Source organism: Streptomyces sp. R-74717, assembly GCF_047305335.1.
Taxonomy (GTDB): domain Bacteria; phylum Actinomycetota; class Actinomycetes; order Streptomycetales; family Streptomycetaceae; genus Streptomyces; species Streptomyces atratus.
The window spans coordinates 5,365,967-5,391,357 of record NZ_CP102361.1; the positions used below are offsets into that span (position 1 = coordinate 5,365,967).

Here is a 25,391-nt window from a genome sequence, read left to right on the forward strand (position 1 = left end):
ACGCGCCGGGCACGGTGCGGGCCGGGAGTCAGCACCCCGGCCCGCAGTTCAGTGGCGGTCCTTCCAGTACGTCGAACGCCACCCCGAAGCCGGCAAGGGCCGTCAGGAGCGCCGCCGCCCCGAGTGCCCGCCGCCACTTCCCCTGTACGAGGGCGAAGAGCGCGATCCCGGCCGCGATGCCGCCGAGAGTCATGACCGGCAGCCCCAGCAGGAGCACGTTCCACTCCGACTCGCCCTCGAAGCCGCCGAAGATCCCGCGCCGGCCGTAGGGGGCCCAGGTAAGCATCCCGGCGGCCCCGCCGGCGGCGGCGACCATGCATCCGGCGACCCCGCGGATGGCTTCGCGTCGGTTCTCCATGATCGGGGTGACGCGGGTGCACCAGGGGGAGGTTGCACCCGGGGCGTCCCCGCCCTCGCGTCACGTCAGGACATCGCGTCGCCGCAACGCCGCCACCCCGGCCCCGACCAGCACCACCGCGGTCGCGGTGAGCGCCAGCACCGGGCCCCATTCCATCCCCGTACCCCCCGGCAGCTTCGGCAGATGCGTGAACGGTGATACGTCCATCACCGGCTGCGGCAGATCGATGGCGGGCCCGATCCACCCCAGCGCCAGGCAGATCCCGGCCACGCCCCAGGACGCCGCCGCCGCCTTCGGGAGCGCCCCGTACAGCAGGACCGCCACTGCGCCCAGCAGCCAGATCGCCGGAAGCTGCACCAGCGACGCACCCAGCACGGCCGGGAGTTCGTGGCCGTAGCCGACGGCCAGGCCGAGGCCGCCGACCGCCATGATCAGGGCGGCGCCGCCGAAGGCGATGGCCAGATGACCGGCCGCCCACCCGATCCGGCTCACCCCGCCCGCCAGCACCGGTTCGGCGCGCCCGGCGGTCTCCTCGCCGTGCAGCCGCAGCACCGTCGCGACGATGTACAGCGCCGCGACCATCCCGAGCATCGAGACCATCGCCGCGAGGAACGCGTCGGTCAGCCCGGACTGTCCGCCCATCCGCTCGAAGATCTCCTGCGTCTTCGCGTTGTCGCCGACAAGATCCGCCGCCCCGCCGGTCAGCCCGCCGAAGACGACACCGACCACGGCGAAGGACAGCGTCCACCCGATCAGCGAACCGCGCTGGAGTCGTAGGGCAAGACCGAACGCCGTGGAGATCCGCCCCTGCGCGGGCCCGGGCCGGGTCGCCAGGAAGCTCATGCCGACATCGCGCCGCCCCGCCAGGGTGTACGCGAGGGTGGCCTGGACCGCGATGGCCGCCGCGATGACGAGCAGCACCCACCAGCGCTCGTCCGCGTACGCGCGCACGTTCTCCGCCCAGCCGATGGGGGAGAGCCAGGTCAGCACGGACGAGCCGTCAGCCGTCGCCGAGTCGCCCGCCGCCTTCAGTACGAACGCGGCACCGATCACCGCCGCGGTGAGTCCCTTCGCGAGCCGTGCGCTCTCGGTGAACTGTGCGGCGATCGCGGCGGTGCAGGCGAACAGCATGCCGATCCCGGCGATCGCCAGCGCGAGCGCCACCGCTCCGGCGCCGCCCCCGCCGGACCCGGCCATACCGGCCGTGATCATCAGCGCCAGCGCGGCGTTGGCGATCAGCGCGGCGAGGAGTGCGGCGGTCAGCGGGGCACGGCGGCCCACCATGGCGGAGGAGAGCATCTCCTGACGGCCGGTCTCCTCTTCCTCCCGGGTGTGCCGGATGACGACGATCAGGCTCATCACGGCCGCCAGCGCTCCGCCGAAGCCGACCATCCGCCAGCTGACGAGCCCGCCGACGGAGTCGTCGAAGACCGGTCCGTACAGCGCCCGGAGCGAGCTGTTGGCGTTCATCGACGCGGCGAGCTCGGCGCGCCGGGCGGCCGTGTCGTACAGCGAGGCGAAGGACTTCCCAACGGAGGAGAAGGAAGCGCCGAGCACGATCACCCAGATCGGCATCATGATCCGGTCGCGCCGCAGCGCGAGCCTCAGCAGGGGCCGGGTGCCGGCGAGCTGCCCGGTAGCGGACCCGGTCCGGCGTCCCGCGCCGGCCGGTGCGGTCATGGTCACGGCAGTCATCGCGCCGCCACCCCCGCACCCTCGCCGCTGTCCGTCGTGCCGGCCGTGCCCGTCGCGTCGGTCGCGTAGTGACGCAGGAAGAGCTCCTCCAGCGTGGGCGGGGTGCTGGTCAGCGTCCGTACCCCTGATGCGGAGAGCGACTTGAGGACCGCGTCCAGCTTGTCCGTGTCTACCTGGAGCGTGACCCGCAGGCCCTGGACGTCGAGGTCATGGACGCCGGGCAGATGCGCGAGCCCGTTGGGGGCACCGGCCAGCTCGGCGCTGATGTTCGTACGGGTCAGATGGCGCATGTCCGCCAGCGAACCCGTCTCCACCGTCTGCCCCTGGCGGATGATGCTGACCCGGTCGCAGAGCGATTCGACCTCGCTGAGGATGTGGCTGGACAGCAGGATCGTCCGCCCGCGCGCACGCTCCTCGGCGACGCAGTCCTGGAAGACCTCTTCCATCAGCGGATCGAGACCGCTCGTCGGCTCGTCCAGGATCAGCAGATCCACATCGGAGGCGAACGCGGCGACGAGGGCGACCTTCTGCCGGTTTCCCTTGGAGTACGTACGCCCCTTCTTCGTCGGGTCGAGCTCGAACCGTTCGACGAGGTCGGCGCGCCGGGTCCGGTCGAGGCCGCCGCGCAGCCGCCCGTACAGATCGATCACCTCGCCGCCGGAGAGGTTGCGCCACAGCGTGACGTCACCCGGGACGTATGCCACCCGCCGGTGGAGTTCGACCGCGTCGCTCCACGGGTCGCGGCCGAGCAGCTGGGCGGCGCCGGAGTCGGCCCGCAGCAGCCCCAGCAGCACCCGGATGGTGGTGGACTTCCCGGACCCGTTGGGCCCCAGGAAGCCGTGGACCTCACCGGTCTCGACCGTGAGGTCGAGACCGTCCAGCGCGTGCGTCCGACCGAACGACTTGTGCAGCCCGGCCACCGTGATTGCCTTCGTCATGCTTTTGAAGATACGCTACTTTCACAAACTTGTGAAGTTAAGGAAGCGTATAAAGTTGGGGGCGCGGCGGGGGCCGGGGAATCAGGGGAGACGATCGGGTCATGACCAGCGAAACCGAACAGAGCATGCGCGACGAGCGGGATGCGGAGGCCGTGTCGCGGTTCGTGGAGCGGTTCGCGTCCGACATGACCGAAGCGGGGATGCAGCGGATGGCGTCCCGTGTCTTCGCCGCGCTCCTCGCGGACGACGACGGGTCGATGACCTCCGCCGAGCTCGCCGTGGCGCTGCAGATCAGCCCGGCGGCCGTATCCGGTGCGGTCAGTTACCTCACGCAGGTCAGCATGATCGGCCGCGAGCGCGACCCCGGCTCGCGCCGGGACCGCTACCGCCTGCACGAGGAGGTCTGGTACACCACCTTCACTCAGCGCGACCGAGTGATCACCCGCTGGGAGAACACCCTCAAGGACGGCGCCCGCACCCTGGGCGAGCACACCCCGGCCGGCGCCCGGCTCGCCGAGACCGCGGCGTTCTTCGAGTTCGTGCAGTCGGAGCTGAGCGGCATGATGGACCGCTGGCGCGAGCACCGCAAGACACTCGACCTGCCGATGGCCGACGGCCGCAGCCACGCCTGACGGCCCCGCACGGCGCCCGTCACACCGGCCCGGGGACCGCATCCGTCAGGGATTCCAGGGCCCCGGGGTCGGACGGATCGACGTTCCGGTACAGGTCCGCCGGCCAGTACGGGCGGCCTTCGATCCACGCGACCACCACCGGAATCCCGTTGAGCCACCCCCGCAGTTCGACGGTGCCGACCGGCGCGGGCAGTCCTGCCCAAGGGCATTTGTCCGGCCCCGGCGGCAGGAGCCGCAGCTGGCCCTGCCGCGGAGGGTCGTCGTCGACCCAGCCCACCTTTCCGGCCGGCCCGCCCGGAGGCTACCCCTCGCCCACCGGCAGCATCAGCCCCCAGGCCCCCGGCCGTACCGTCCAGGTCCTCGTCCGGACCGGGCCGCCGACCTGTATGTCCGCGCGGTAGCGGAAGTCAGCACCCGAGACCGTGACGGCTTTCACCTCCGCCGTGACCGGTTCGGACGCCGGTGTGCGGATCACCACCTCCGCGAGGCCCCCGTCGCCGCCCTGCGAGGTCACCGTCACCGACTCGACCGGGCGGTCCAGGTCGTTCAGCAGGACGCCGTCCGCCTCGACGCGCAGCCGGTGCGTGCGCGGCGGGGCGGGGGGCGTCGACGGGGTGGGGCGCACCAGGGTGCGGACCAGGGTGCGGCAGGTGTCCCAGACCGCCGTGACCCCCGTATGAGCGGCCACCGCGCCCGGCAGCGCGCTCAGGGCCGGGATGTGCAGCGTGCCCAGGACGACGCCGTCGCTGTCGTCGACCAGCAGGTCGAGCCTGCGCACGGCACCGTCCAGCGCGGTGCGCGCCGCCGCCACCGCGCCCAGGGGCACGCCGAGCGAATGGGCGAGTTCCAGCGCGGCCGCGGCGCCGACCGGGATCAGCGAGAGCGCGGCCTGGGCCGGCTCCCGCTCCCGGTGCAGCAGGGACACCGCCCGCCGCAGCGCCCGGTCGTCGCCGACCACCACCGGCCGCCGACTGCCCCGGCGGGACAAGGCCCGCGCGAACTCCTCGGGCCCGTCGGGCAGACAGATCTTGGCGTGCGAACCGGCGCTGAGCACGTCCTTCGCGATACGGACGGACTCGCCGTCGGTCCGGCGGGCTACCGGGTCGATGACCACCAGCAGCTGGTGCGCACCGTCGCCGGGGGGCTGGGCAGCCGACACCTCGGTCCTTCCTCGGGTAGCATCTTGGTGCAAGAGCCCCTTGCGCTATTGCGCCAGGGGCTTCGTCTATTCCGGGGCACCCGGTTCGACGGTTCAGGCCTTGTCGTACATCGTCGTACGGCATGTACGACGTTTACGTACGCCCCCTGACCTTGGACATGCCCCGCCCGGAAGGGGTGTACGCCTGTGCCCGCACTTGTGCTGCTCGGTGCTCAGTGGGGTGACGAGGGCAAGGGAAAGGCCACCGACCTCCTCGGTGGATCCGTGGACTATGTGGTGCGCTACCAAGGCGGCAACAATGCCGGCCATACGGTGGTCGTCGGTGACCAGAAGTACGCACTTCATCTCCTCCCCTCCGGAATCCTTTCGCCGGGGTGTACCCCGGTCATCGGAAACGGTGTCGTCGTCGACCCGGCCGTCCTGCTCTCCGAGCTGAGTGGGCTGAACGATCGCGGCGTGGACACGTCCAAGCTGCTGATCAGCGGTAATGCCCATTTGATCACCCCGTACAACGTCACGGTCGACAAGGTGACGGAACGGTTCCTCGGCAAGCGCAAGATCGGCACGACCGGCCGGGGTATCGGCCCGACGTACGCCGACAAGATCAACCGTGTGGGCATCCGCGTCCAGGACCTCTACGACGAGTCGATCCTGGAGCAGAAGGTCGAGGCGGCCCTGGAGCAGAAGAACCAGCTCCTCGCCAAGGTCTTCAACCGCCGAGCCATCGAGTCCGGCAAGATCGTCGAGGAGATGCTCCAGTACGCGGAGCAGATCAAGCCGTACGTCGCCGACACGACGCTGGTCCTGAACAATGCCATCGACGCGGGCAAGGTCGTCCTCTTCGAGGGCGGTCAGGGCACGCTGCTCGACGTCGACCACGGCACGTACCCCTTCGTCACCTCGTCGAACCCGACCGCGGGCGGCGCCTGCACCGGGGCCGGCGTGGGCCCGACGAAGATCAGCCGGGTCATCGGCATCCTCAAGGCGTACACCACCCGCGTCGGCGCCGGCCCGTTCCCGACGGAGCTGCTCGACGAGGACGGCGAGGCGCTGCGCCGGATCGGTGGCGAGCGCGGTGTCACCACCGGCCGCGACCGTCGCTGCGGCTGGTTCGACGCGGTCATCGCGCGGTACGCGACCCGGGTCAACGGTCTCACCGACTTCTTCCTCACCAAGCTGGACGTACTGACCGGCTGGGAGCAGATCCCGGTGTGCGTCGCGTACGAGATCGACGGCAAGCGCGTCGAGGAGCTCCCGTACAGCCAGACCGACTTCCACCACGCGAAGCCGGTCTACGAGATGCTGCCGGGCTGGTCCGAGGACATCACGAAGGCCAAGACCTTCGCTGATCTGCCGAAGAACGCGCAGGCGTACGTGAAGGCGCTGGAGGACATGTCCGGCGCCCCGATCTCCGCGATCGGCGTCGGCCCCGGCCGCACCGAGACCATCGAGATCAACTCCTTCCTGTAGGAGTTTCTGCAGGAGACGCCAAGAGGGCCGGGACGGTGAGTCCCGGCCCTCTTGGCGTCCGGTCAGTCCTCGCCGCAGATCCGCAGCCCCTTCGGTGTCGCGCACGGCAGATGCCCGTGCGTGCGGATCACGTCCTGGCCGCTCCCCCGGCTCAGATAGCCCAGGAAGCTGGAGGCCAGGGAGTCGGCGGGCGGCCGGCCGTAGGTGTAGGCGTACTCGATCTCCCGGTACGGGTACGTGCTGGAGCCGATCGTGTCGACGGACGGGACGGTGGAGTCGATGGCGAGCTGGTGCGCTCCCGACAGCTTGGTCCCGGCGCGTAGTTCGCTGTAGCCGATCGCGCCGTCCAGCCGGCCGACGGCGGCCAGGACCTGTTCGGTGGAGTCGAGTTCGCAGCGGACGACCCTGGCCTGTGTGTCGTCCTTGGTGGCGCAGTCGCGGGAGGACTGGGCGGGTTCGTTGCGGCCGAGTACGCGGCGCTGGAAGACCTCGCGGGTGCCGGAGTTGGCGTCCCGGCTGACCAGGCGGACGGGCAGGTCGGGCCCGCCGAGCACCTTCCAGTTGCGGATGTCGCCCTGGTAGATCTTCCGGATGTCGGCGAGGGCCAGGTTCTTCAGCGGTACCCGGTCGTTGACGACGAGGTGGAAGAGCGAGACGGCGACCCGGCTCTCGCGCAGCTGCGGGAAGCCGTCCGGCTTGGGGCCGTCGGAGAGGGCGATCAGTGCGGGTGAGCCGGACTTCCCGGCCTCGGCTCCCCGGTCGGCGAGCTCCCGTATCCCGGCGTTGCTGCCGTGCGTGTCGACGGTGACGGTGGAGCCCTCGCACTCCTTCTCGTACTTCTTCGCCAGCTCACGTACGACTGGCCCGAAGGCGGTGGAACCGGTCACCGTCAGACTGCCCCGGGCGCAGCCGATCGGGGGCGGGGTGTCGTCCCGTATCAGGATGATCGAGGCCAGCGTGATGACGCAGACGGTCAGTGCCACGGTGATCAGCCGGGCGGCCCGGCCGAAGAGCGGCGGCTTGTCGTCGGGGCGGGCAGCGCGGTTCGGTGTCACCTCGCCGTCCCGGATGCCGCCCGTGATCCTGATCGGGCTGTCCACGGTCGCCCCGGTGAGCAGCACCAGCAGCTTGAAGTGCTCGCCCCGGTTGAGCGGTACGCGCGGCAGCCGGATGAGCGGGCCGCTGTGGCGCATCCCGCCGGCCGGGGTGAAATGCTCCATCAGATGGTCGGCGCCGGGCGACTGGGTGACCGCGATGCCGCGGACCGTGCGACCGGTGAACTCGACGGTCAGCCCGTGCAGTTCGCGGCCTGTGTAGTCGTTGTCGGCGATGGACTGCGAGCCGTCGTTCTCGATCCGCAGCAGGACGAGCGTGGCATCGGCCATGTCCGGCGTCTCGCTGAAGAGACCGAGCCGCACATTGGCCCGGCCCTGACTGACGTCGCTGCCGATCGGGGTGTCCATCTGGACCCGGTAGCCGATGCGCTTGCGGCGGGGGACGCGGCGCTCGTACCAGAGCACTCCGACGGAGGCCAGGACACCCAGTACGGCGGTCGCCACGGCCACGATGTTCTCGGCGCTGAACCACTCCACGGCTTCCTCGCACTCCCCTCGTTGAACGCGTGTACGTGCGCTGGTGCGGGTCCGGTGTGCAGTTCGGGTCACCGTATATGCGACGTAAGGGAGTTGGGGCCGCAAATCGGGTCCTGTCGGCCGACGTTCGCCCGCCGTTCGCCCACTGGTCCCGTCGGTGGCGCGCGGGCTTCGGCGAGACGGTCCGCTCGCTCAACGGCGCCCTGGAGTGCGACGGCGGCAACCCCGCCTCGGTCGCGGCCCGGGGCGCCACGTACGAGCGGATCACCGGCATCCTCGGCGCGGCGCCGGGCTCCCGGCTGTACTGCTGACGGCCGAATGCCGCGGCGCCGTGGACGACTTGGGCCTGCCCGGCCCGGCGGTGCGGACGCCGACCGGAGTGCTCAGCGGAAGGCCGCAGCATTGCGTTCGGCCCACGCGGCGAAGGTGCCCGCCGCCCGGCCCAGGACGCGCTCGGCATCGGGGCTCACCCGCTGCTCCTCCTCGGTGGGTTCGCCCAGGATGGCCAGCGTGCCCTCGACCACGGGGAGCGGCATGAACCGCGCCATCAGCGTGTGGGCCTCCTCGCGGGTCTGCTCGGTGAACCGCACCGGTTCGCCCAGCGCGGCCGCGATCGCCGTCGCCCGCTCGCGCGGGGTGGTCGGCGCGGGACCGGTCAGGGTGTATGTGGCACCCGCGTGAGCGTCCTCGCGCAGGACGGCGGCGGCGACCGCGGCCACGTCGGCCGGGTCGATGAAGGGCAGACCGACGTCACCGAACGGTGCTGCGGCCTCCCGCCGAGTACGGATCGACTCGGCCCACGCGAGGGCATTGGTGTCCATCCCGCCCGACCGCAGGACCGTCCAGTCGAGCCCGGACTCCCGCACGGCCGTCTCGAACAGAAGGGGATGCCGGTACGCCTCCGGGCGGGTTCCCGCGCCCTGCGAGGACAGCAGTACCACCTTGCGAACCCCGGCGGTTTTCGCCACCTCCAGAATGCCGTGCGGGTCGTCGCCCGCCACCAGCAGGAACAGCGCCGTTGCCCCGTCGAACGCGACCCGCAGACCGGCCGGCTCGGCCAGGTCGGCGGCCGTCGCCCGGACCCCCGGCGGTACATCGGCGTCGGTGATGTGCCGGGCCACTGCCGTCACCGGCACCCGGGCATCGGTAAGCATCCGCACCAGCGCCCGCCCGACGTTCCCGGTCGCACCTGTCACCACGATCATGCCGGTCTCCCTTGTTGAGAATGAGTCGGTGAGCCGAGTTAGTCAGTCGACTCACTTGCTTCGCTTGGCGGGACGCTAGCACAGGCGGACCGGTCGCTGTCTATAGTTAGTCGGGTGACTGACTCAATGGATGCCCGGCGCCCTCGGGCGAAGGCCGCCGACAAGCGGCAGCGGTTGATGGCGGCCGCCGCCCGGGTCCTGCACGAGCAGGGCGTGGAACGCACGACCATCGCGGACATCGCCCAGGCCGCCGACGTCCCGGCGGGCAACGTGTACTACTACTTCAAGACCAAGGGGGAGCTGGTCGAGGCCGCCCTCTCCGAACACACCAGGCACCTGGAAGCCCTCACCGGCAGCCTCGATCAGCTCGCCGATCCGCGCGAACGCCTGAAGGGCCTCGTGGACGCGTGGGTCGGGCAGCGCGATACCGCGGCCCGCTACGGCTGCCCCACCGGCACCCTCGCGGTCGAACTCGACAAGCGCGCCGAGGGCGGTCTCGACCTGTCGGTGGGCCAGGTCATCCGCCGTCTGCTGGACTGGGTGGAGCGGCAGTTCCGCGAGATGGGGGTGGCCGACCCCGAAGGTCTCTCGCTGACGTTCGTCGGCGCCTACCAGGGCATGTCGCTGCTCTCCAGCGCTCTGCGCGATCCGGAGATCATGACCCGCGAGGGTGCCCGCCTCGTCCGCTGGCTCGACACGCTGACCTGACGCGGATGGCCGGGCCCGAGTGCCGCCGGCTGCTGACCGGCCGACCGGTCCGACGTTCCGCATGCTGGACGGGCCCGAAGGTTTTACCTTCGGGCCCGTCCGTTTTGCGGCGCATGATCCGGATGAACTCCTTCCGGAATTCCTCCTGTTGAGAGCGGGTCCGGCGGCGCGAAAGTGCTGCGGGCCCGCCTGTGAACGCTCCTTCGGGAAGGTTTCCCAATGTTGGTCTAGACCTTGACAGGTTCAGACCAGCGGCGCTTGAGTGACCGTCAACCCCCCATGGCGGCGCACCGTCCAGCTCGGTGCGCCGTACCGAAGGAGTGATCACGTGATCAGACGCATCATGGGCCTGCTGGCCGCGCTGGGCGCGGTCGTCGCGATGGTCGTCGTTCTCCCTGCCGGCACCGCCGCGGCAGCCGACTGCGCGGCACCCTGGAATTCCTCGTCCGTCTACACCGGCGGCGGAGCGGCCTCCTACAACGGGCACAACTGGACCGCCAAGTGGTGGACCCAGAACGAGGCCCCCGGCAGCTCCGACGTCTGGGCGGACCAGGGCAGTTGCGGCGGTGGCGGCGGAACGGACCCGGGCACCCCGTCCGGCTTCGTCGTCAGTGAGGCGCAGTTCAACCAGATGTTCCCGAACCGGAATCCGTTCTACACGTACAGCGGACTGACCGCGGCGCTGAGCGCCTACCCGGGCTTCGCGAACACCGGCAGCGACACCGTCAAGCGCCAGGAGGCGGCGGCGTTCCTCGCCAACGTCAGCCACGAGACGGGCGGTCTGGTGTACGTGGTCGAGCAGAACACGGCCAACTACCCACACTACTGCGACAGCAGCCAGCCCTATGGCTGCCCGGCCGGCCAGTCCGCGTACTACGGCCGCGGCCCTATCCAGCTCAGCTGGAACTTCAACTACAAGGCCGCCGGTGACGCTCTCGGCATCGATCTGCTGGGCAACCCGTACCTGGTCGAGCAGAACGCCTCGGTCGCCTGGAAGACCGGCCTCTGGTACTGGAACACCCAGAACGGCCCCGGCACCATGACCGCCCACAACGCCATGGTGAACGGTGCCGGATTCGGCGAGACCATCCGCTCCATCAACGGTTCCCTGGAGTGCAACGGCGGCAACCCCGCCCAGGTCCAGAGCCGTATCGACCGCTACCAGGCATTCGTATCGATCCTCGGCACCACCCCTGGCTCCAACCTGAGCTGCTGACCCGCAGTCCGTAGATCCGCGGTATGCGGATCCGTAGCTGCGGGTCCCCCCACCCGACGGGGGCGTGCCCGGCCCCGGCCGGACACGCCCCCCGTTCGGTTCACACGGCGGCGTCCGCTCCCGCGACGTCCAGGGCCCGGAAGGCCAGCCACAGGTCGTAACGAGCACTCGGCGTCTGCAGCAGCGAGCGCTGAAGAATCGACTCGAGCCGCGCGAGGCGTTTACGGGCCCCCGGCACCGAAATGCCCAACGCGGCGGCCGTCGGGCCGAGTTGGGCCTCGCACTCCAGCCAGGTACGGAGCGTTGCCCGCGGGTCGGCGGCGGTCCGGGAAGAGCGGGACGTGGTGAGCGGGCGCAGCTGCTGGGCCGCCCATTCCTGGACGGCCGGGCCGCGCAGGATGTCGTCCAGCCGGTGGGGCGGCGCAGGCATTGCCCCGGCCGGGCCGACCGTCCGGGGCACGGTGGGCGTGGCGCGGATGCGCAGGGCCAGGTCGAGGGCGGCCTGGTCGGCGACCCGGTTCAGGTCGAGGCCGAGCAGCTCGCCGATCAGCCGGAGCCGTGCGGCCAGGGTGTTTCGGTGGATCTTCAGATGCTGGGTCGCGTGCGAGGAGAACGCGAGCCAGGAGGAGAGGGTCGCCGCGAGCTCCTGGCTGCCCGGGTCATGGCTGCGCCGTGGCAGATGCGTGAGCAGCGGGTGCAGCAGCGCATCCGCCCACTGCGCGCCGGCCGCACCGGCGACCAGGGCGGCCTCCGGCGCCGAGCCGAAGCGGGCATGCCGGGCGGGCAGCCCGCGGGCCACGGCCAGGGCATGGAACGCCTGGCGGTATCCGGTCGCCGTGTCGGACAGCGGTACGTCCTCGCTCGCCCCCACGACACACTCGTCCACCACGTCGGCGACCCGCAGACCGAGCTGCTGTTCGGCCGCGTCCGGGCCCGCCGGCACGACGAGGATCAGATGACGTGCGTACACCGGACACCGCACGATCCAGGACCGGCCGCCGGAGAGTTCCGCGCAGATCCGTGCCACCTCGTCCCGGCGCCCGCCCGGGCACTCCACGACACACACTCGGACGGGGTCGGGCAGCGTGGGCTTCAGAGCGCCCGCCACCTGATGGGCGATGGACAACTGGCCGGTCATGAGCAGATGCAGCACTGCTTCCCGGCTGCGGGACTCCGCGAGGTCCACGCGGCGGCGCTTGCGCTCCACGGTCTCCGCGGCCCAGCACATGGCGAGAGGCAACGCCACGTCGGAGAGAAGCGTGACGAGTCCGTCCGGCAGCGGGCGCGGGGCGACGACGGCCAGGACCGGGGGAGAGACATTCGGCGGGCCGTCCAGCGGGAACAGCAACGCGGTGTGCGGCCCCCTGTCGAACGAGAAGGAGTGTGCGCCGAGTGACGCCAGTTCCCTCACGCCCTCGGTGGCCAGCGCGGCGGCCTCGACGCCCGTACGGTCCGGGGTCCGGGTCACGCCGTGCAGAACGGTGCCGTCACCGTCGAGCAGTCCGGCCCAGCCCTCCGCCCGGCCGGACACCCAGCGCAGGAGCTCCTGCGATCCGCCGGATCGGGCCATCCGGTACATCCGCAGCACGTCGTCGGCCCGTTCCCGCGCGTGCACGCGTCCTCCGCCTCTGTGTCCCTGAGTTACTGCGTACCTGTCAAAAAACCGGAGTGCAGCGTATCGGTCTGGCTGTGCGGATTGTTACCCCTGGCGGCCCACGCAGTGCGAACTGAATCTTTATGTCGCGTACCCGAAGTCCTAAAGTCCGAACACGGTTGCGGGGCTCTTCGGGGGAGGGGCACGGGGACGACGGCCGCGGCTCACGGGGGTGGCCGCTGTCGTCGGCCGCGACCGTCCTTCTTTCTCCCGTTGTCAGTGGTGGCCCCTAGTGTCGGCTCACGATCACGATCGCGATCAGAGACGACCGGGAGAGGCCGCCGCCATGGAGTTCCGCATTGAGCGCAGCGCACTGACCGACGCCGTGGCCTGGGCGGCCCGGGTGCTGCCCACGCGCTCGCCCGTTCCTGTGCTGGGCGGGCTGCTGTTGGAGGCTTCCGACGGCCGGCTGCGCATCTCGGGCCTCGACTACGAGGCGTCCGCGTGCATCGAGGTGGAGGCGGAGACCGTACGGGCCGGGAAGGTGCTGGTCATGGGCCGTCGGCTGCTCGATGTCTGCCGGGTGCTGCCCGAGGGGGCGGTGCAGTGCGCGGTCGAGGGCTCACGGTTCTCGCTGATGAGTGACAGTGCCCGGTTCGGACTCTCGGTGCTGCCGTTCGACGACTATCCGGCGCTGCCGTCGCTGCCGGAGGTGCTCGGCGCGGTGGACGCGGAGGAGTTCGCCGCGGCCGTCGCCCATGTGACGGTGGCGGCGGGCCGGGACGACACGTTGCCGACCCTGACCGGTATCCGGCTGGCGCTCGACGGCGACACGATGACGCTCGCCGCAACGGACCGCTACCGGTTCGCGGTACGCACGCTCCCCTGGAAGCCCGGGAAGGACGGCGTCTCGGCCGATGTCGTGGTCTCCGCCCGCAGGCTGACCGAGATCGCCCGCTCCTTCGGCCGGGCCGGAATGGTCCAACTCGCGCTGGACGGTGGTTCGGCCGGTTTCGAACTGGCCGGGATGCGCACCACGGTGCGTCTGCTGGACGGCCGACTGCCGCGCCACGACAAGCTGTTCGCGATGACGGACCCCGCCCGCGCGGTCCTGGACCGGGCGCCCCTCGTCGAGGCCGTCAAGCGCGTATCCGTGGTCGCGGAGGGCGGCAGCCCGCTCCAACTCACGTTCTGCGGTGAATCGGTGCTGCTGCAGGCGGGTTACGAGGACGACGTCGCCTCCCAGCGTCTGCCTGCCGTCCTCGACGGCACCGATGAGCTGACGGTCGCCTTCAACCCCTCGTACCTGATGGACGCCCTGGCCTCGTTCGACGCACCAGTGGTCCGGTTCGACCTGATGGGCCCCGGCCAGCGTGCGATGGTCACCGGATGGACGTCCCGGGAGGACGCGGCGGACGAGGCGGCGTGCCCGGTCCACCAGCATCTGTTGATGTCGGCCAGGCCGTTGGTCTAGCGCGACCCGGATACCTCCCGGATGCCCCCGTGAGCGCCCGGCTCGGTTCAGTTCATCGCTGTGTGGGCGCGTTGGCTCAGATGGGCCGGGGCCTCGATGCCCGGGGGCAGCAGGGGGTCCGGTCGCAGCTCGCCCCAGGTCGTGTGCAGGGGCAGCACGCCCGCCCACAGGCCGAGTTGCGCGTCCTCGCTGTCGCCGTCGTCCGGTGCCCCGGTACGTATCTTCACCGATGCCTCGTCCAGCGGCAGAGCGAGCAGGGACGTCGCGGCGAGTTCCTTGCGGCTGGGGCGGCGGGCGTAGTCCCACTGGCCGGGTGTCGCCTGCTCGGTCAGGCAGCGCAGGCCTGCGAGCTTCTCGTCCGGGTCGGTGATCAGGCGGGGAGTGCCGAAGACCATGGCACTGCGGTAGTTGACGCTGTGCTCGAAGACCGACCGGGCCAGGACGAGGCCGTCGACGTGAGTGACGGTGACACAGACCGTCGCTTCGGGGGAGGCGACCAGGCTGCGGCTGGCGACGGAGCCGTGGAAGTAGAGGGTGGTGCTGTCGGCGCCGTAGACGGTGGGGACCACCAGGAGGTTTCCGTCGACGGTGACACCGAGATGGCAGACGAAGCCGGCCCCGAGGATCGCGTCGAGTACGTCGCGGTCGAGGCTCCCCTGTTCGCGGAGACGGCGGTGGCGGGTGCGTCCGGTTTCCGGCAACTGCTGGTCATGGGGCGGGATGCTCAGGGCGTTGGTCACGGGTTCGGTCACGGGTTCGGGGCCTTTCGCTGTGTCGTGGCCGACGGGCGGCCGGTGGCCGCATCGAGCAACTCGGGCTCGTTCAGAGTACGCAGGAGAATCCAGCCGAGCGCGGGCAGTGCGATCAGCGGTGCGAGGGCCGTCTGCAAGGAGGTGGCGTCGGCGACGGCGCCGATGACCGGTCCGGCGATACCGCCGATGCTGACGGTCAGGCCCAGCGTGATGCCCCCGGCGGTGCCCACACGCCGGGGCAGGTAGTCCTGGCCGAGGGTGACGTGCAAGGAGAACGGCACATACAGAGCGGCCGAGGTGAGCGCGACGAACCCGTAGAACAGCGGACCGGGCACGAAGACCACACCCGCCACCGCGAGGACGGTCGAGGCGTACGACCACTGGACGACCGGGATGCGGCCGTGGCGGGCGGCGAGCCTCCCACCGGCCACGGTGCCCACAGCGCCCCCGAGGTAGAGGACGAACAGCGCGGCCGTACCGGCGAACTCCCCTCCGCCGGTGCGCTGGCGCACGTACAGCGAGATGAAGGCGCTGAGGCCGACGAAGACGACCGAGCGGCACACGATGGCCCCCGACAGCTTCAGGAACGATGCCCAGTCGTCCCTGCCGGGCGCCTGACCCGCCGGGGAGTCCGCAGCCGTGGCGGGGACGTCGATGCCCCGCAGCGCGGCCACGCACAGCGCCACGCCCGCGAGGGCCGGAACGACCAGCAGCGGCGAGGCGCGCAGACCCCCGGTGGCGACGACGGCGGAGACCATCAACGGTGCGGCGGCGAAACCCAGGTTGCCGCCGAGGGAGAACCAGCTCATCGCGGTATGGCTGCCGCGGGCGGCCATGCGGGCCACGCGGGCCGCTTCCGGGTGGTAGGCGGCCACACCGATCCCCGACACCGCCACGGCCGCCAGGGTGAGGGCATAGGAATCGCCGACACCGGCGAAAGCGACCCCGGCCCCGCACACCAGCGAACTCACCGGCAACAGCCAAGGCATCGCCCACTTGTCGGTCAAGGCACCGAACAGCGGCTGTACGACCGAGGACAGCAGGGACGCGGCCAGCACGACACCGGAGGCGGCGGCGTACGTGTAGGCACGCTCGGAAACGAAGAACGGCACCAGCGCGGCCACCGCTCCCTGGTAGATGTCCACGCAGGCATGGCCCAGGGACAGCAGCGTGATCGGACCGGTACGAGAGGTACGGGTTGTCGGCACACGACCATCGTCGCCACGGTGCGGCCTGGCGCGCTTCCGATAAAATGCCAAAGTATGCCGGATATCCGCCACACTCCCGAGGCGCCCACCCGCACCCAGGTGCTCGCTCCGGGAGAGCACATCGACGCGCACCGCCACGACGACCACCAGATCATCTACGCGGGCTCCGGTGTCCTGGCCGTGACAACCGCCGCCGGCACCTGGTTCGCCCCCGGGACCCGCGCCATCTGGGTGCCCGCCGGATGCGTCCACGCCCACCGCGCCCACGGCCGCCTCGATCTGCACCTGCTCGGCCTGCCCGCCGGCACCAACCCACTGGGCCTCGACGACCCCACCGTCCTCGCCGTCAGCCCCCTGCTGCGCGAACTGATCCTCGCCTCGACCCGCGGCCCCCTCGATGACACCCCCGAACGGCGCCGCCTGCGCGCGGTCCTGCTCGACCAGCTGCGCGCCTCACCCCAGCAGCCCGTCCAGTTGCCCGCGCCCACGGACGCCCGTCTCGCGGCCGTCTGCGAACTCCTGCATCACAACCCCGCAGACCCTCGCAACCTGGCCGCCCTGGCAACCACGGCGGGAGCCGGCGAACGCACCCTCAGCCGCCTCTTCCGCCGCGAGCTGGGCATGACCTTCCCCCAGTGGCGCACCCAGCTACGCCTCTACCATGCCCTGCGCATGCTGGCCGAGGACATGCCGGTCACCACGGTCGCCCATCGCTGCGGCTGGTCCTCCACCAGCGCCTTCATCGATGTCTTCCGCCGAGCCTTCGGCTACACCCCCGGAACCCACAACCGCCGTCCCTGACAGGGGTGCGGGGCCGGGGTGTGCCTGGCCCCGTGAACCGTCAGTTCGCCCAGGTGAGGAACGTCGACCAGGCGTCGGGGGCGACCGCGAAGGTGGGCCCCTCGGGCACCTTGGAGTCCCGGACGTGGACGGCGTGGGGGCAGGTGGCGACCTCGATGCACTCGCCGCCGCTGTCGCTGCTGTACGAGGACTTGTGCCAGTCGAAGGCCACCTCGATGCAGTTACCGCCGCCACTGTCGCTGTAGCTGGACTTGAACCACTGCAGGGTGTTGCTCATTCCTCTACTCCTGCCAACCGCTCGATGAGGTCCAGCGATTCACGAGGACCCATGGCCTGTGACCGGATCTTCGCATAGCGCTGGGCATATGTACTCACCTTCCCCGGGTCGCTGATCAGCAGACTCTCGTCCTGGGGTTCCAGGTAGACGAGGTACTCGTGTTCCGGAGTCTCCACCAGCGTCATTCCGCCGCGAGCGCCTGCGTACTCTCCGAACTTCCCGCAGTCCAGCGCCAGCACGTTGAACGTGACGTTACGACGGCGAGCACACTCAGCGAGGTGCCGCATCTGCGCTCTCATGATGGCCGCATTGCCGATGACCCGGGTGAGCACCGACTCTTCGAGGATCAGCTCGATCATGGGAAGCGGCTCCCGGTCGAACAGCATCTTGCGGATCATGCGAGCCTCCACCAGTTGCTCCACCCGCTGCTCCGGCAGCGGCGGGTAGCCGCCGCCGATCAGTGCTCGTGCGTAGTCCTCCGTCTGAAAGAGGCCGTGCACAACCTGCATCGAGTACAGATGGAGGCTCAGCGCCGCCTGCTCAAGAGGCGCGTGGGGTTTGAACTGCGGCGGGTACGCCTCCATCCGCATGTAGATCCTCGCCTGCTCGAACAAGCCCATGCCGTCCCCGAGTACCCGCTCCAGACCTGCCAGCATCTCGTCGCTGGCAGGTTGCGCGCACGTTTCCATCGCGCTCACGGCCGCCGCCGAGAACCCGATTTCCTTGCCAAGCTGCTCCTGGGTCAACTTCTTCCGGAAGCGTGCCCTTTTGGCAACGTCGGCCACCAGCTTTGCCGTCGGACTCGCCATCTCTTTGTTTTCCGCTCGCGCCATTGCGATCCCTTTTCGACTCAACCGGTCTCAACCGGTCACTACCCTTCCCCGCCGAACTCAACTGAGGTTCAGGGGAGTTCACGCAGGTCAACGGGTGTGCGACGCCCCTCGTCAGTCAGGGGAAACGCTAGCCAACCGGGGGCAGACTGGTCCTGTGAATGCGCCGAAAAGTGAACTGAAACTTGAATGGATTCCGGCTTCCGGATTTCAACTCCGCAAAGCCGGTGTGCAATTCGACGCCGTGCGCGTGGACGGTGACGAAGGGCGGCAGCTCGCTCTCCTGATGGAGGCGATCACGGGCGGGGAGCCGGGGCCCGTCGTCACCGAGGCGAACGGGCGGCGGGCGGTGTACTTCCTGGTCCCGGCCGGGAGCACCGTACGCAAGTCCTGGCCGGACGGGGTGACTCCGCTGAACGCGACTGCGGGCCGGATCAGTTACGTGCCGATCCCCGCCCTGACCGGACGTACCTGGCCACTGGCGTGGCACTTCCCGCCGACGGCGCCCGACAGGTTCGTCCACACCCTGTTGCTGCTGAACGCGGTGTCCGCGCTGCTGGGCTGATCAGTCGGCCTTGGTGTACGTGAGCTGCTCGCCGCTGTCCGTGTTCTCGCGGCGCAGGGAGCCGTCCGGGAGCAGGGTGAGCCTGGTGGGTTTGCCCGCGGTGCAGGACGTCATGGGTTCGCCGACGACGACCGTGGAGGGGCCGACCTCCACTGGGCCGGTCGGGGACGGTTCCGCGGTCAGGTCCGCCTGGAAGACGCAGTGGTAGGAGCCGCCGCCGTCGAGCGGGCCGTCCGCGGTGAGGGTGAGGACGGTCCGGCCGACCGGGCCCTGCTGGATGACGAGTTCCCGGGTGGAGTGGCCCGAGGCGTTGTCGATGGAGCCCGACCAGGTGCCCAGGTAGCCGGCGGGTATGGGGCCGTCGCTGTTCTTCTTTTCGTCGGAGGGGGAGGGATCCGCGTCCGGGGACGACGGATCGTCGGTGACGGGGGAGTCCGAGGCGGTGTGGGACGGGTTGGGCGCCGGCCCCCTGTCGTTCATGAACGCGTAGACGGAGCCGCCCGCGCCGATGGCGACGAGCACGGCGATCGCGACGAGGGCGATGGTCGAACCCCTTCCGCGGCGGGCGGGTTCGGGGCCGGGCTGCGGGACGGCGGGATAGCCGGGGCCGTACGGGGGTGTGGCGCCGAAGCCGGGTTGTTGCTGCTGCGGCGGATATCCGTACCCGGCGTAGTTCTGCTGGGGGCCGAAGGCCTGGCCGGGGTGCGGCTGGGCGGGCAGCTGTGGATAGCCGTACGCGGGGGAGGGCGGCCCGTGGGGCGGGGCGGGCGCGGGGGTGGGGGGCGTCGGGGGGCCGGCCATCGGGGGGAGCGTGTGGACCGCGCCGGGCGTCTGCGGGGCGGGGCGGTCCGTGGGTGCTTCGGGCGCTGGGGGCGCTGCGGGTATTTCCGGTGCCGCGTCCGCCGCCTCGGCAGCGTCCTCCGGGTCCTCGGAGTCCAGCAGTTCCACGGCGTGGCGGCCGAGTTGGGCGATGAGTGCGCCCGGGAGCCAGGGCTCCGTCGTGTCGCCGTCGGCCAGACGTTCCAGGATCGCGTCCGTCGTCGGGCGGGCGGCCGGGTCCTTGTGCAGGCAGTCCCTGACCAGTTCGGCGAGGTCCACCGGGACACCGGTCAGGTCCGGGTCCTCCTGCGCGATCCGGAACATCTGCGCATGCACGCCGCTGTCGGACGCCCCGAACGGAAGCCGGCCGGTCGCCGCGTACGCCAGTACCGAGCCGAGACAGAACACGTCGCACGCCGGGGTCACCCGCTCGCCCCGCACCTGCTCCGGCGCCATGAAGCCGGGCGAACCGACCAGGGCCCCGGTGCGGGTGAGGCCACCGCCTTCGGCGACGGTGTCGAGTGCCCGGGCTATACCGAAGTCGATGACGCGCGGTCCGTCGATCGTCAGCAGGATGTTGGAGGGCTTGAGGTCGCGATGGATGAGCCCGGCGGCGTGGATGGCCTGGAGGGCGTGGGTGAGACCGGCACCCAGGATGTGAACCGAACGCTCGGGCAGGGGGCCGTACACACCGGAAGCCGATCCCACGGGGCCGCCCGCGCGGCCGGAGACGGTGGCCCGGAGGGAGGGCCCGGCGACGTACCCGGTCGCGACCCAGGGCACGGCGGCCTCGGTGTCGGCGTCCAGCACGGGGGCGGTCCAGGCGGAGCCGACCCGGCGGGCGGCGTGCACTTCCTGGCGGAAGCGGTCGCGGAACTCCTGCTGTTCGGCGAGCTCGCCGCGTACCAGCTTGATCGCCACGGTGCGGCCGCGGTCGGAGCGGGCAAGATAGACCTGGCCCATGCCGCCTGCGCCGAGCCGGCCCAGCAGGCGGTAGGCGCCGATGCGTTGTGGGTCGGTGGGCCCGAGATTTTCCATGGTGTGCGTCCTCCCCCGTGCGGCGATACGCCGGAACGCGTTGAGAATAGCGGCGCGCGGTGTGCCCCGGCGGGCGTGGTTCTCAGGCCCGTCCGTGGGGTGCCCCCGGCCCTGCCCCCTGCTCTGTCCTCAATCGCCGGACGGGCTGTCTTTTCGCCGGACGGGCTGCATTCGGCGCCCGTCACAGAGACGGTCACCGGACGGCCCCCGGTTCCCGCTGCCCGCCCCCACCCACCGCGCCGACCCGACACCCTGCCCACCAAAGCGCCCCACGCCATACAAGGTGGCCATGTCGAGCCGCTCCCGGCGCGACCTACGCTCACCGCATGACCCCTCATGCCCCGCATGCCCCGCATGTCGACCCCGCTGCCGGTGCGGCCGTGAAGGCCGCCGACCGCGCGCACGTGTTCCACTCCTGGTCCGCCCAGGGCCTGATCGACCCGCTCGCCGTCGCCGGCGCCGAGGGGGCGTACTTCTGGGACTACGACGGCAATCGCTACCTGGACTTCACCAGCGGCCTCGTCTACACCAACATCGGCTACCAGCACCCCACCGTCGTCGCCGCGATCCAGGAGCAGGCGGGCAAGCTCGCCACCTTCGCCCCCGCGTTCGCGATCGAGGCGCGTTCCGAGGCCGCACGCCTCATCGCCGAGCGCACCCCCGGTGACCTGGACAAGATCTTCTTCACCAATGGCGGCGCGGAGGCCGTCGAGAACGCCGTCCGGATGGCCCGGCTGCACACCGGCCGTACGAAGGTGCTCTCCGCCTACCGCTCGTACCACGGCGCCACCTCCACCGCGATCAACCTGACCGGTGATCCGCGCCGCTGGCCGTCCGACAACGGTTCGGCGGGCGTCGTACGCTTCTGGGCCCCGTTCCTCTACCGCTCGCCGTTCCACGCCGAGACCGAGGCCGAGGAGTGCGCCCGCGCGCTCCAGCACCTGGAGGACACCCTCGCCTTCGAGGGCCCCGCCACCATCGCCGCGATCATTCTGGAGACGATCCCCGGCACGGCGGGCATCATGACGCCGCCGCCCGGCTATCTCGCGGGCGTACGCGAGATCTGCGACCGGTACGGAATCGTCTTCGTCCTCGACGAGGTGATGGCCGGCTTCGGGCGCACCGGCAAGTGGTTCGCCGCCGACCACTTCGACGTGGTGCCGGACCTGATGACGTTCGCCAAGGGCGTCAACTCCGGTTACGTACCGCTCGGCGGTGTCGCCATCTCCGCCGAGATCGCCGCCACCTTCGAGACCCGCCCCTACCCGGGCGGACTGACCTACTCCGGTCACCCGCTGGCCTGCGCCGCCGCTGTCGCCACCATTCATGTGATGGAGGACGAGAAGGTCATCGAGAACGCCGCCCACATCGGCGAGACGGTCCTCGGCCCCGGCCTGCGCGAGCTCGCCGAACGCCACCCGTCGGTCGGCGAGGTCCGCGGCCTCGGCGCGTTCTGGGCGCTGGACCTGGTCCGCAACAAGGAGACCCGCGAGCCGCTGGTCCCGTACAACGCGGCGGGCGAGGCCAACGCGGCCATGGCGGCCTTCGGCGCGGCGGCGAAGAAGAACGGCCTGTGGCCCTTCGTCAACATGAACCGCACCCACGCCGTTCCGGCCTGCAACGTCACCGAGGCCGAGGCCAAGGAGGGCCTCGCTGCTCTCGACGTGGCACTGTCGGTCGCGGACGAGTACACCGTGTAGCGCGGACCCGCGCAGCTCAGCAGTACGGCGCCCCTCCCCTGCCCGGATCCGGGCACGGCGACCCTGGCTTAAGGTGACCCAAGCCGAAAAAGGGGAAGGGGCGCCATGGGCGCGAGCGGAGCTGTAACTCGCAGTACGCTGCGGCAGCAGATCGCGGGCGCGCTGCGTGACGAAGTGCTTGCCGGGCGTTTGCAACCGGGACGGGAGTTCACCGTCAAGCAGATCGCCGAGCTGTACGGTGTCTCGGCCACTCCGGTACGCGAGGCGCTCTTCGACCTCTCCGCGCAGGGCCTGCTCGAATCGGATCAGCACCGCGGTTTCCGGGTGCGTGAGTTCACCGTCGCCGACTACCGGTCGATGGTCGAGGCCCGCACCCTGGTCATGGACGGAGTCATCCGCGGCATCTACCACGGGCCCTCGCTGTCGCCCGCGCAGACGGCGACGTACCCGGACTGCCTGGTCTCCGTACGCCGCAGGGCCCAGGAGGCCGCACGGGCGGCGCAGGGCGGCGACCTCGACATCCTCATCGGCTACGACCTGCGTTTCTGGCGCGAGCTGGGCGCGCTCGTGGGCAACACGTACATCAACGATTTCCTGCACCGGCTGCGCGTCCAGGCCTGGGTGTTCGCGGTGCCGTACCTGCGCCATGACGCGGGCGCCCGGGACTGGCTCTGGCACGGCCACCCGGAACTGGTCGCGGCGATCACGCTCGGCAGCCACGACGCGGTGCGCGCGGTGATTGACGACTTCAACGCACACGCGCTGAGCTGGGCGGACCGGCTCGCGGCCGGAAACCCCACGCACCCGGGCCACGGTCCGCAGCCGACCGGGCAGGCAGCGCCCCCCGGGTCGTCGGAGCCAGAGCCCCAGACGCGCTGACCGCACGTCAGGAGCTGGGCCCCCCGACGCGCTGACCGCACGTCAGGAGCCGCAGCCCCCACGTGCCGAACGCGTCGGCCGGGGCCACGGGCCACGACCGGCCCCTACCCGTATCCGCCGGCCACTGTGCGCGACGAGCCTGCCGCATTACGCTGTCCCGACCGTTGTGAATATTCCGATGCGCACCCGTGGGAGAGCGAGACTTCGTGGCCTGTGACCTGTGGCTGGTCCCCCTCGTCGATGTGCTGTGCCACAGCCCCGACAACCCGTTCGCCGAAGAGATAGCCGTCTACGACAAGGCACTGGGTGAGGCCGGACTGCCGCCCGTCCCCGTGTACGCCTACATGCCGGGCCTGACCGGCGAGGTCGCCCCGGTCGCGGGCTTCGACTACGACGCACTGCACTTCCTGCGCCGCGCCTATCTGCTCCAGCTCAGCGGCCTCGGCGTCACGCCCGTCGGCGAACTGGGCGGGGACTACGAGCAGTTGCTGGAGATGTTCGGGGCGACGGCCCAGCAGTCCCACCTGGTCTGGCACTACGACCATGCGGGAGCGTACGTCCCGCTGGACTTCGCCGTCCCGCTCTCCAACGACGACCTGCTGGAGGGCGGCGGCCCGCTCGGCTCCGCGCACGGGTTGCTGCGGGAGCTGGAGTTCGTCGCCTGGTCCATCGGCATCGACCCGGCGAACCCGCCGGCCGCCCCGCTGCCGCCCGCCGCACCGACCTCCCTGGAGGAGCCGGCAGGCCCGATTCCTTACGATGCCAGTCCGTTCGCCCGTGAGCGGCACGTCTGGCTGGGCCTGCACGCGGCGGCCACCCGCAGCCTCGCCCAAGGCTCCATGATCATCTTCAGCTGAGCAGATACCGGTACCGGTCCTGGTACCGGGTGCAGGTGCCGGTACAGGTACGAGTACCGGCACCAAGGAAGCCACGCGCCTTCGGTGTCACCGCGGTGGGATCACCGGGGGGACTCCGGGGGCCGCTGCCGCGGCATGTTCGGCCGGGCCATCGTCTGCATCGGGAACCGTCCCGGCGGCGCCCCCTGGTCCGTACGGCCGCCCTGGCTGCCCGACGACAGCGCCTGCATCCCCATCGGCGCGGGCCCGGCCCGGAACTCCACCATCCAGTCCGCGGTCTCGGTCCGTACGAGTTCCGTGATGTCCTCCGAGAACCGCCGCAGCACCCCCAGACACCGCTCGGCGGCCTCGCTGGCCGTCCCCTCGGTCGGGCCGAGTACCTCCCGCACGCACTCCGACGCCCAGTCGAACTGCAGCACCTGAAGGCGCCGCTGCACGGCCTGGGCGGTGGCGAGGTTTCTTATCCAGCCCGAGGTCAGGCCGAAGTACCGGTCGCACGCCATGCACGCGGCGCCCAGCAGCAGCGACAGATAGCCCCAGCCCGCTGCCCCGCCCAGCGCCCCGGTGAGATCGAGCAACGGCAGTGCGGCGCCCGCCACCGCCCCGGCCGCCGTACCGATCCGCAGCGCCCTGGCCCCGCGCCGCTTCCACACCCGGTCGCGCAGATACCAGCCGGCGGTGTGCAGCGCATCGGCCTCGATCCAGCGGTACAGCTCGTCGAGGCGTTCGGCGGGTTCGCCCCAGTCGCCGAGCGGGAACGGCGTGCCGGTCAGATCCCGGCCCCGCGCGCCCCGGCCGCGTGCGCCGGAGCCCGAGCCGGTCGGACCGGGCTCGTTACGGGGCGGCCCTTCGGGCTGCATCTCCGGCTGACTCACCGGGGTACTCCTCTGCATTCTGCGTAGCGACACCTGATGTGTGGCGGTGTGTTCGACGGTGGGCTGATCACTGCTCTCCGGCGTTGCCGACTGTCCCGCGTACGTAACCTTGCGTGACGATCGGTGCGCCTGTGTGTCCTGAGCGCATGCCCTTCCTACCGCCGAATGGTGGGCCGTGGGGTCGAAATCGCGGTATTCCCGGGTGTGCAGGGCCTGTGATCAGGTATAGGAGTCTCGCCGACGTTGCCTGGAACTCACTCGAAAGAGTTGCTCGCCAGTGGGTGGGGCGCGCTGCGCGGTGACCACGTAGGCTCGGCGTACCGAAACATTTTGTCGTCGAATTGCCAGGAGCGACCGTGATTCCCGGTGGTGGTCAGCCCAATATGCAGCAGCTGCTGCAGCAGGCCCAGAAGATGCAGCAGGATCTCGCCACGGCCCAGGAGGAACTGGCCAGGACCGAGGTGGAGGGTCAGGCGGGTGGCGGTCTGGTGAAGGCGACCGTGACCGGCTCCGGCGAGCTCCGTGCTCTGGTGATCGACCCCAAGGCCGTCGACCCGGAGGACACCGAGACGCTCGCGGACCTCGTCGTCGCCGCAGTCCAGGCAGCGAACGAGAACGCGCAGCAGCTCCAGCAGCAGAAGCTGGGCCCGCTGGCCCAGGGTCTGGGCGGCATGCCCGGCCTCCCCTTCTGACGCTTCTGATCCTTCAGATCTCTTCTGACCTGCGATCCGAACTCGTAAGTTGTATTC

Annotated in this window: 26 protein-coding genes; 12 read left to right on the forward strand and 14 right to left on the reverse strand. The window is 70.7% G+C overall.

What is annotated here, in order from left to right:
- Positions 1 to 28: 28 nt before the first annotated feature.
- The 3 genes from NRF20_RS24540 to NRF20_RS24550 are packed head-to-tail and all read right to left on the reverse strand — an operon-like array spanning position 29 to position 2,991.
- On the reverse strand, positions 29 to 358 hold the full coding sequence (locus tag NRF20_RS24540) for a hypothetical protein (protein WP_413753281.1): 330 nt from the start codon (positions 356 to 358) through the stop codon (positions 29 to 31).
- A 60-nt stretch (positions 359 to 418) separates the two neighbouring features.
- Positions 419 to 2,053 (reverse strand): ABC transporter permease, encoded by a 1,635-nt coding sequence (locus NRF20_RS24545; RefSeq protein WP_413753282.1) that lies wholly within the window; start codon positions 2,051 to 2,053, stop codon positions 419 to 421.
- The gene (locus NRF20_RS24550) at positions 2,050 to 2,991 is read right to left on the reverse strand and encodes an ATP-binding cassette domain-containing protein (protein WP_398628176.1); all 942 of its coding nucleotides are present in this window, start codon (positions 2,989 to 2,991) and stop codon (positions 2,050 to 2,052) included. The genes NRF20_RS24545 and NRF20_RS24550 overlap by 4 nt, the downstream gene beginning before the upstream one ends.
- A gap of 101 nt (positions 2,992 to 3,092) precedes the next feature.
- Between NRF20_RS24550 and NRF20_RS24555 the strand changes: the two genes are divergently transcribed.
- The gene (locus NRF20_RS24555) at positions 3,093 to 3,623 is read left to right on the forward strand and encodes a GbsR/MarR family transcriptional regulator (protein ID WP_398628175.1); all 531 of its coding nucleotides are present in this window, start codon (positions 3,093 to 3,095) and stop codon (positions 3,621 to 3,623) included.
- Between the two features lie 19 nt (positions 3,624 to 3,642).
- Here the strand turns inward: NRF20_RS24555 and NRF20_RS24560 are convergent, their stop codons facing one another.
- Together NRF20_RS24560 and NRF20_RS24565 are read right to left on the reverse strand one after the other, a co-directional pair.
- A complete protein-coding gene (locus NRF20_RS24560; protein ID WP_398628174.1) occupies positions 3,643 to 3,900 on the reverse strand; it encodes a hypothetical protein in 258 nt (85 codons plus the stop codon).
- Positions 3,901 to 3,924: 24 nt separating this feature from the next.
- Positions 3,925 to 4,782 (reverse strand): diacylglycerol kinase, encoded by an 858-nt coding sequence (locus NRF20_RS24565; RefSeq protein WP_398628173.1) that lies wholly within the window; start codon positions 4,780 to 4,782, stop codon positions 3,925 to 3,927.
- Between the two features lie 186 nt (positions 4,783 to 4,968).
- Between NRF20_RS24565 and NRF20_RS24570 the strand changes: the two genes are divergently transcribed.
- Positions 4,969 to 6,252, forward strand: coding sequence for an adenylosuccinate synthase (locus NRF20_RS24570; protein WP_398628172.1), 1,284 nt, complete (start codon positions 4,969 to 4,971; stop codon positions 6,250 to 6,252).
- A 62-nt stretch (positions 6,253 to 6,314) separates the two neighbouring features.
- Here NRF20_RS24570 and NRF20_RS24575 read toward each other — a convergent pair whose 3' ends face one another.
- The gene (locus NRF20_RS24575; RefSeq protein WP_413753283.1) at positions 6,315 to 7,844 is read right to left on the reverse strand and encodes a substrate-binding domain-containing protein; all 1,530 of its coding nucleotides are present in this window, start codon (positions 7,842 to 7,844) and stop codon (positions 6,315 to 6,317) included.
- Positions 7,845 to 7,921: 77 nt separating this feature from the next.
- Between NRF20_RS24575 and NRF20_RS24580 the strand changes: the two genes are divergently transcribed.
- On the forward strand, positions 7,922 to 8,155 hold the full coding sequence (locus tag NRF20_RS24580) for a hypothetical protein (protein WP_398628170.1): 234 nt from the start codon (positions 7,922 to 7,924) through the stop codon (positions 8,153 to 8,155).
- Between the two features lie 72 nt (positions 8,156 to 8,227).
- Here the strand turns inward: NRF20_RS24580 and NRF20_RS24585 are convergent, their stop codons facing one another.
- Positions 8,228 to 9,049: an SDR family oxidoreductase gene (locus NRF20_RS24585; protein WP_398628169.1), complete on the reverse strand. Its 822-nt coding sequence runs from the start codon at positions 9,047 to 9,049 to the stop codon at positions 8,228 to 8,230.
- A gap of 114 nt (positions 9,050 to 9,163) precedes the next feature.
- Here NRF20_RS24585 and NRF20_RS24590 point away from each other — a divergent pair, with 114 nt between their 5' ends.
- Entirely contained in the window at positions 9,164 to 9,757 is a 594-nt protein-coding gene (locus tag NRF20_RS24590) for a TetR/AcrR family transcriptional regulator (protein ID WP_398628168.1), read from the forward strand.
- Between the two features lie 328 nt (positions 9,758 to 10,085).
- Positions 10,086 to 10,973, forward strand: coding sequence for a glycoside hydrolase family 19 protein (locus NRF20_RS24595; RefSeq protein ID WP_398628167.1), 888 nt, complete (start codon positions 10,086 to 10,088; stop codon positions 10,971 to 10,973).
- A 100-nt stretch (positions 10,974 to 11,073) separates the two neighbouring features.
- Here NRF20_RS24595 and NRF20_RS24600 read toward each other — a convergent pair whose 3' ends face one another.
- Positions 11,074 to 12,552, reverse strand: coding sequence for a helix-turn-helix domain-containing protein (locus tag NRF20_RS24600; RefSeq protein WP_398628595.1), 1,479 nt, complete (start codon positions 12,550 to 12,552; stop codon positions 11,074 to 11,076).
- A gap of 361 nt (positions 12,553 to 12,913) precedes the next feature.
- On the opposite strand from NRF20_RS24600, the gene dnaN reads away from it, so the two are divergent.
- The gene (dnaN, locus tag NRF20_RS24605; RefSeq protein ID WP_413753284.1) at positions 12,914 to 14,041 is read left to right on the forward strand and encodes a DNA polymerase III subunit beta; all 1,128 of its coding nucleotides are present in this window, start codon (positions 12,914 to 12,916) and stop codon (positions 14,039 to 14,041) included.
- 47 nt (positions 14,042 to 14,088) lie between these two features.
- Here the strand turns inward: dnaN and NRF20_RS24610 are convergent, their stop codons facing one another.
- Together NRF20_RS24610 and NRF20_RS24615 are read right to left on the reverse strand one after the other, a co-directional pair.
- On the reverse strand, positions 14,089 to 14,793 hold the full coding sequence (locus tag NRF20_RS24610; protein ID WP_413753285.1) for a pyridoxamine 5'-phosphate oxidase family protein: 705 nt from the start codon (positions 14,791 to 14,793) through the stop codon (positions 14,089 to 14,091).
- Positions 14,790 to 16,001 carry an MFS transporter gene (locus tag NRF20_RS24615; protein WP_398628164.1) on the reverse strand — a complete coding sequence of 404 codons (1,212 nt, stop codon included), beginning with the start codon at positions 15,999 to 16,001 and terminating at the stop codon, positions 14,790 to 14,792. Before NRF20_RS24615 ends, NRF20_RS24610 begins: the two co-directional genes overlap by 4 nt.
- Before the next feature lie 54 nt (positions 16,002 to 16,055).
- Here NRF20_RS24615 and NRF20_RS24620 point away from each other — a divergent pair, with 54 nt between their 5' ends.
- On the forward strand, positions 16,056 to 16,802 hold the full coding sequence (locus NRF20_RS24620) for an AraC family transcriptional regulator (RefSeq protein WP_398628163.1): 747 nt from the start codon (positions 16,056 to 16,058) through the stop codon (positions 16,800 to 16,802).
- Positions 16,803 to 16,842: 40 nt separating this feature from the next.
- On the opposite strand, the gene NRF20_RS24625 is transcribed toward NRF20_RS24620, so the two are convergent.
- Complete coding sequence (locus tag NRF20_RS24625; RefSeq protein WP_398628162.1) at positions 16,843 to 17,079, reverse strand: DUF397 domain-containing protein; 237 nt, start codon at positions 17,077 to 17,079, stop codon at positions 16,843 to 16,845.
- A complete protein-coding gene (locus NRF20_RS24630) occupies positions 17,076 to 17,912 on the reverse strand; it encodes a Scr1 family TA system antitoxin-like transcriptional regulator (protein WP_398628161.1) in 837 nt (278 codons plus the stop codon). Before NRF20_RS24630 ends, NRF20_RS24625 begins: the two co-directional genes overlap by 4 nt.
- A 175-nt stretch (positions 17,913 to 18,087) precedes the next feature.
- Here NRF20_RS24630 and NRF20_RS24635 point away from each other — a divergent pair, with 175 nt between their 5' ends.
- Positions 18,088 to 18,474, forward strand: coding sequence for a hypothetical protein (locus NRF20_RS24635; protein ID WP_398628594.1), 387 nt, complete (start codon positions 18,088 to 18,090; stop codon positions 18,472 to 18,474).
- Here the strand turns inward: NRF20_RS24635 and NRF20_RS24640 are convergent, their stop codons facing one another.
- Positions 18,475 to 20,331 carry a protein kinase domain-containing protein gene (locus tag NRF20_RS24640; RefSeq protein ID WP_398628160.1) on the reverse strand — a complete coding sequence of 619 codons (1,857 nt, stop codon included), beginning with the start codon at positions 20,329 to 20,331 and terminating at the stop codon, positions 18,475 to 18,477. It lies immediately after the preceding gene.
- Positions 20,332 to 20,657: 326 nt separating this feature from the next.
- Here NRF20_RS24640 and NRF20_RS24645 point away from each other — a divergent pair, with 326 nt between their 5' ends.
- The 3 genes from NRF20_RS24645 (at position 20,658) to NRF20_RS24655 (ending at position 23,767) form a co-directional block, all read left to right on the forward strand.
- Positions 20,658 to 22,031, forward strand: coding sequence for an aspartate aminotransferase family protein (locus NRF20_RS24645; RefSeq protein ID WP_266360265.1), 1,374 nt, complete (start codon positions 20,658 to 20,660; stop codon positions 22,029 to 22,031).
- Between the two features lie 105 nt (positions 22,032 to 22,136).
- Positions 22,137 to 22,910 carry a GntR family transcriptional regulator gene (locus NRF20_RS24650; protein WP_398628159.1) on the forward strand — a complete coding sequence of 258 codons (774 nt, stop codon included), beginning with the start codon at positions 22,137 to 22,139 and terminating at the stop codon, positions 22,908 to 22,910.
- A gap of 206 nt (positions 22,911 to 23,116) precedes the next feature.
- Positions 23,117 to 23,767: a hypothetical protein gene (locus tag NRF20_RS24655; protein ID WP_266365455.1), complete on the forward strand. Its 651-nt coding sequence runs from the start codon at positions 23,117 to 23,119 to the stop codon at positions 23,765 to 23,767.
- A gap of 101 nt (positions 23,768 to 23,868) precedes the next feature.
- On the opposite strand, the gene NRF20_RS24660 is transcribed toward NRF20_RS24655, so the two are convergent.
- Entirely contained in the window at positions 23,869 to 24,642 is a 774-nt protein-coding gene (locus NRF20_RS24660; protein ID WP_398628158.1) for an SLATT domain-containing protein, read from the reverse strand.
- A gap of 356 nt (positions 24,643 to 24,998) precedes the next feature.
- Between NRF20_RS24660 and NRF20_RS24665 the strand changes: the two genes are divergently transcribed.
- Positions 24,999 to 25,334: a YbaB/EbfC family nucleoid-associated protein gene (locus NRF20_RS24665; protein ID WP_351086067.1), complete on the forward strand. Its 336-nt coding sequence runs from the start codon at positions 24,999 to 25,001 to the stop codon at positions 25,332 to 25,334.
- The last annotated feature ends 57 nt before the right edge of the window (positions 25,335 to 25,391 follow it).

Bases quoted from the DNA above. Each gene is read 5' to 3' on its own strand.
- NRF20_RS24600 (WP_398628595.1), bottom strand. From the start codon at position 12,552: ATGTACCGGATGGCCCGATCCGGCGGATCGCAGGAGCTCCTGCGCTGG.
- NRF20_RS24640 (WP_398628160.1), bottom strand. From the start codon at position 20,331: ATGGAAAATCTCGGGCCCACCGACCCACAACGCATCGGCGCCTACCGC.
- NRF20_RS24555 (WP_398628175.1), top strand. From the start codon at position 3,093: ATGACCAGCGAAACCGAACAGAGCATGCGCGACGAGCGGGATGCGGAG.
- NRF20_RS24630 (WP_398628161.1), bottom strand. From the start codon at position 17,912: ATGGCGCGAGCGGAAAACAAAGAGATGGCGAGTCCGACGGCAAAGCTG.
- NRF20_RS24545 (WP_413753282.1), bottom strand. From the start codon at position 2,053: ATGACTGCCGTGACCATGACCGCACCGGCCGGCGCGGGACGCCGGACC.
- NRF20_RS24650 (WP_398628159.1), top strand. From the start codon at position 22,137: ATGGGCGCGAGCGGAGCTGTAACTCGCAGTACGCTGCGGCAGCAGATC.
- NRF20_RS24550 (WP_398628176.1), bottom strand. From the start codon at position 2,991: ATGACGAAGGCAATCACGGTGGCCGGGCTGCACAAGTCGTTCGGTCGG.
- NRF20_RS24620 (WP_398628163.1), top strand. From the start codon at position 16,056: ATGCCGGATATCCGCCACACTCCCGAGGCGCCCACCCGCACCCAGGTG.
- NRF20_RS24585 (WP_398628169.1), bottom strand. From the start codon at position 9,049: ATGATCGTGGTGACAGGTGCGACCGGGAACGTCGGGCGGGCGCTGGTG.
- NRF20_RS24580 (WP_398628170.1), top strand. From the start codon at position 7,922: ATGCGACGTAAGGGAGTTGGGGCCGCAAATCGGGTCCTGTCGGCCGAC.
- NRF20_RS24625 (WP_398628162.1), bottom strand. From the start codon at position 17,079: ATGAGCAACACCCTGCAGTGGTTCAAGTCCAGCTACAGCGACAGTGGC.
- NRF20_RS24540 (WP_413753281.1), bottom strand. From the start codon at position 358: ATGGAGAACCGACGCGAAGCCATCCGCGGGGTCGCCGGATGCATGGTC.
- dnaN (WP_413753284.1), top strand. From the start codon at position 12,914: ATGGAGTTCCGCATTGAGCGCAGCGCACTGACCGACGCCGTGGCCTGG.
- NRF20_RS24645 (WP_266360265.1), top strand. From the start codon at position 20,658: ATGACCCCTCATGCCCCGCATGCCCCGCATGTCGACCCCGCTGCCGGT.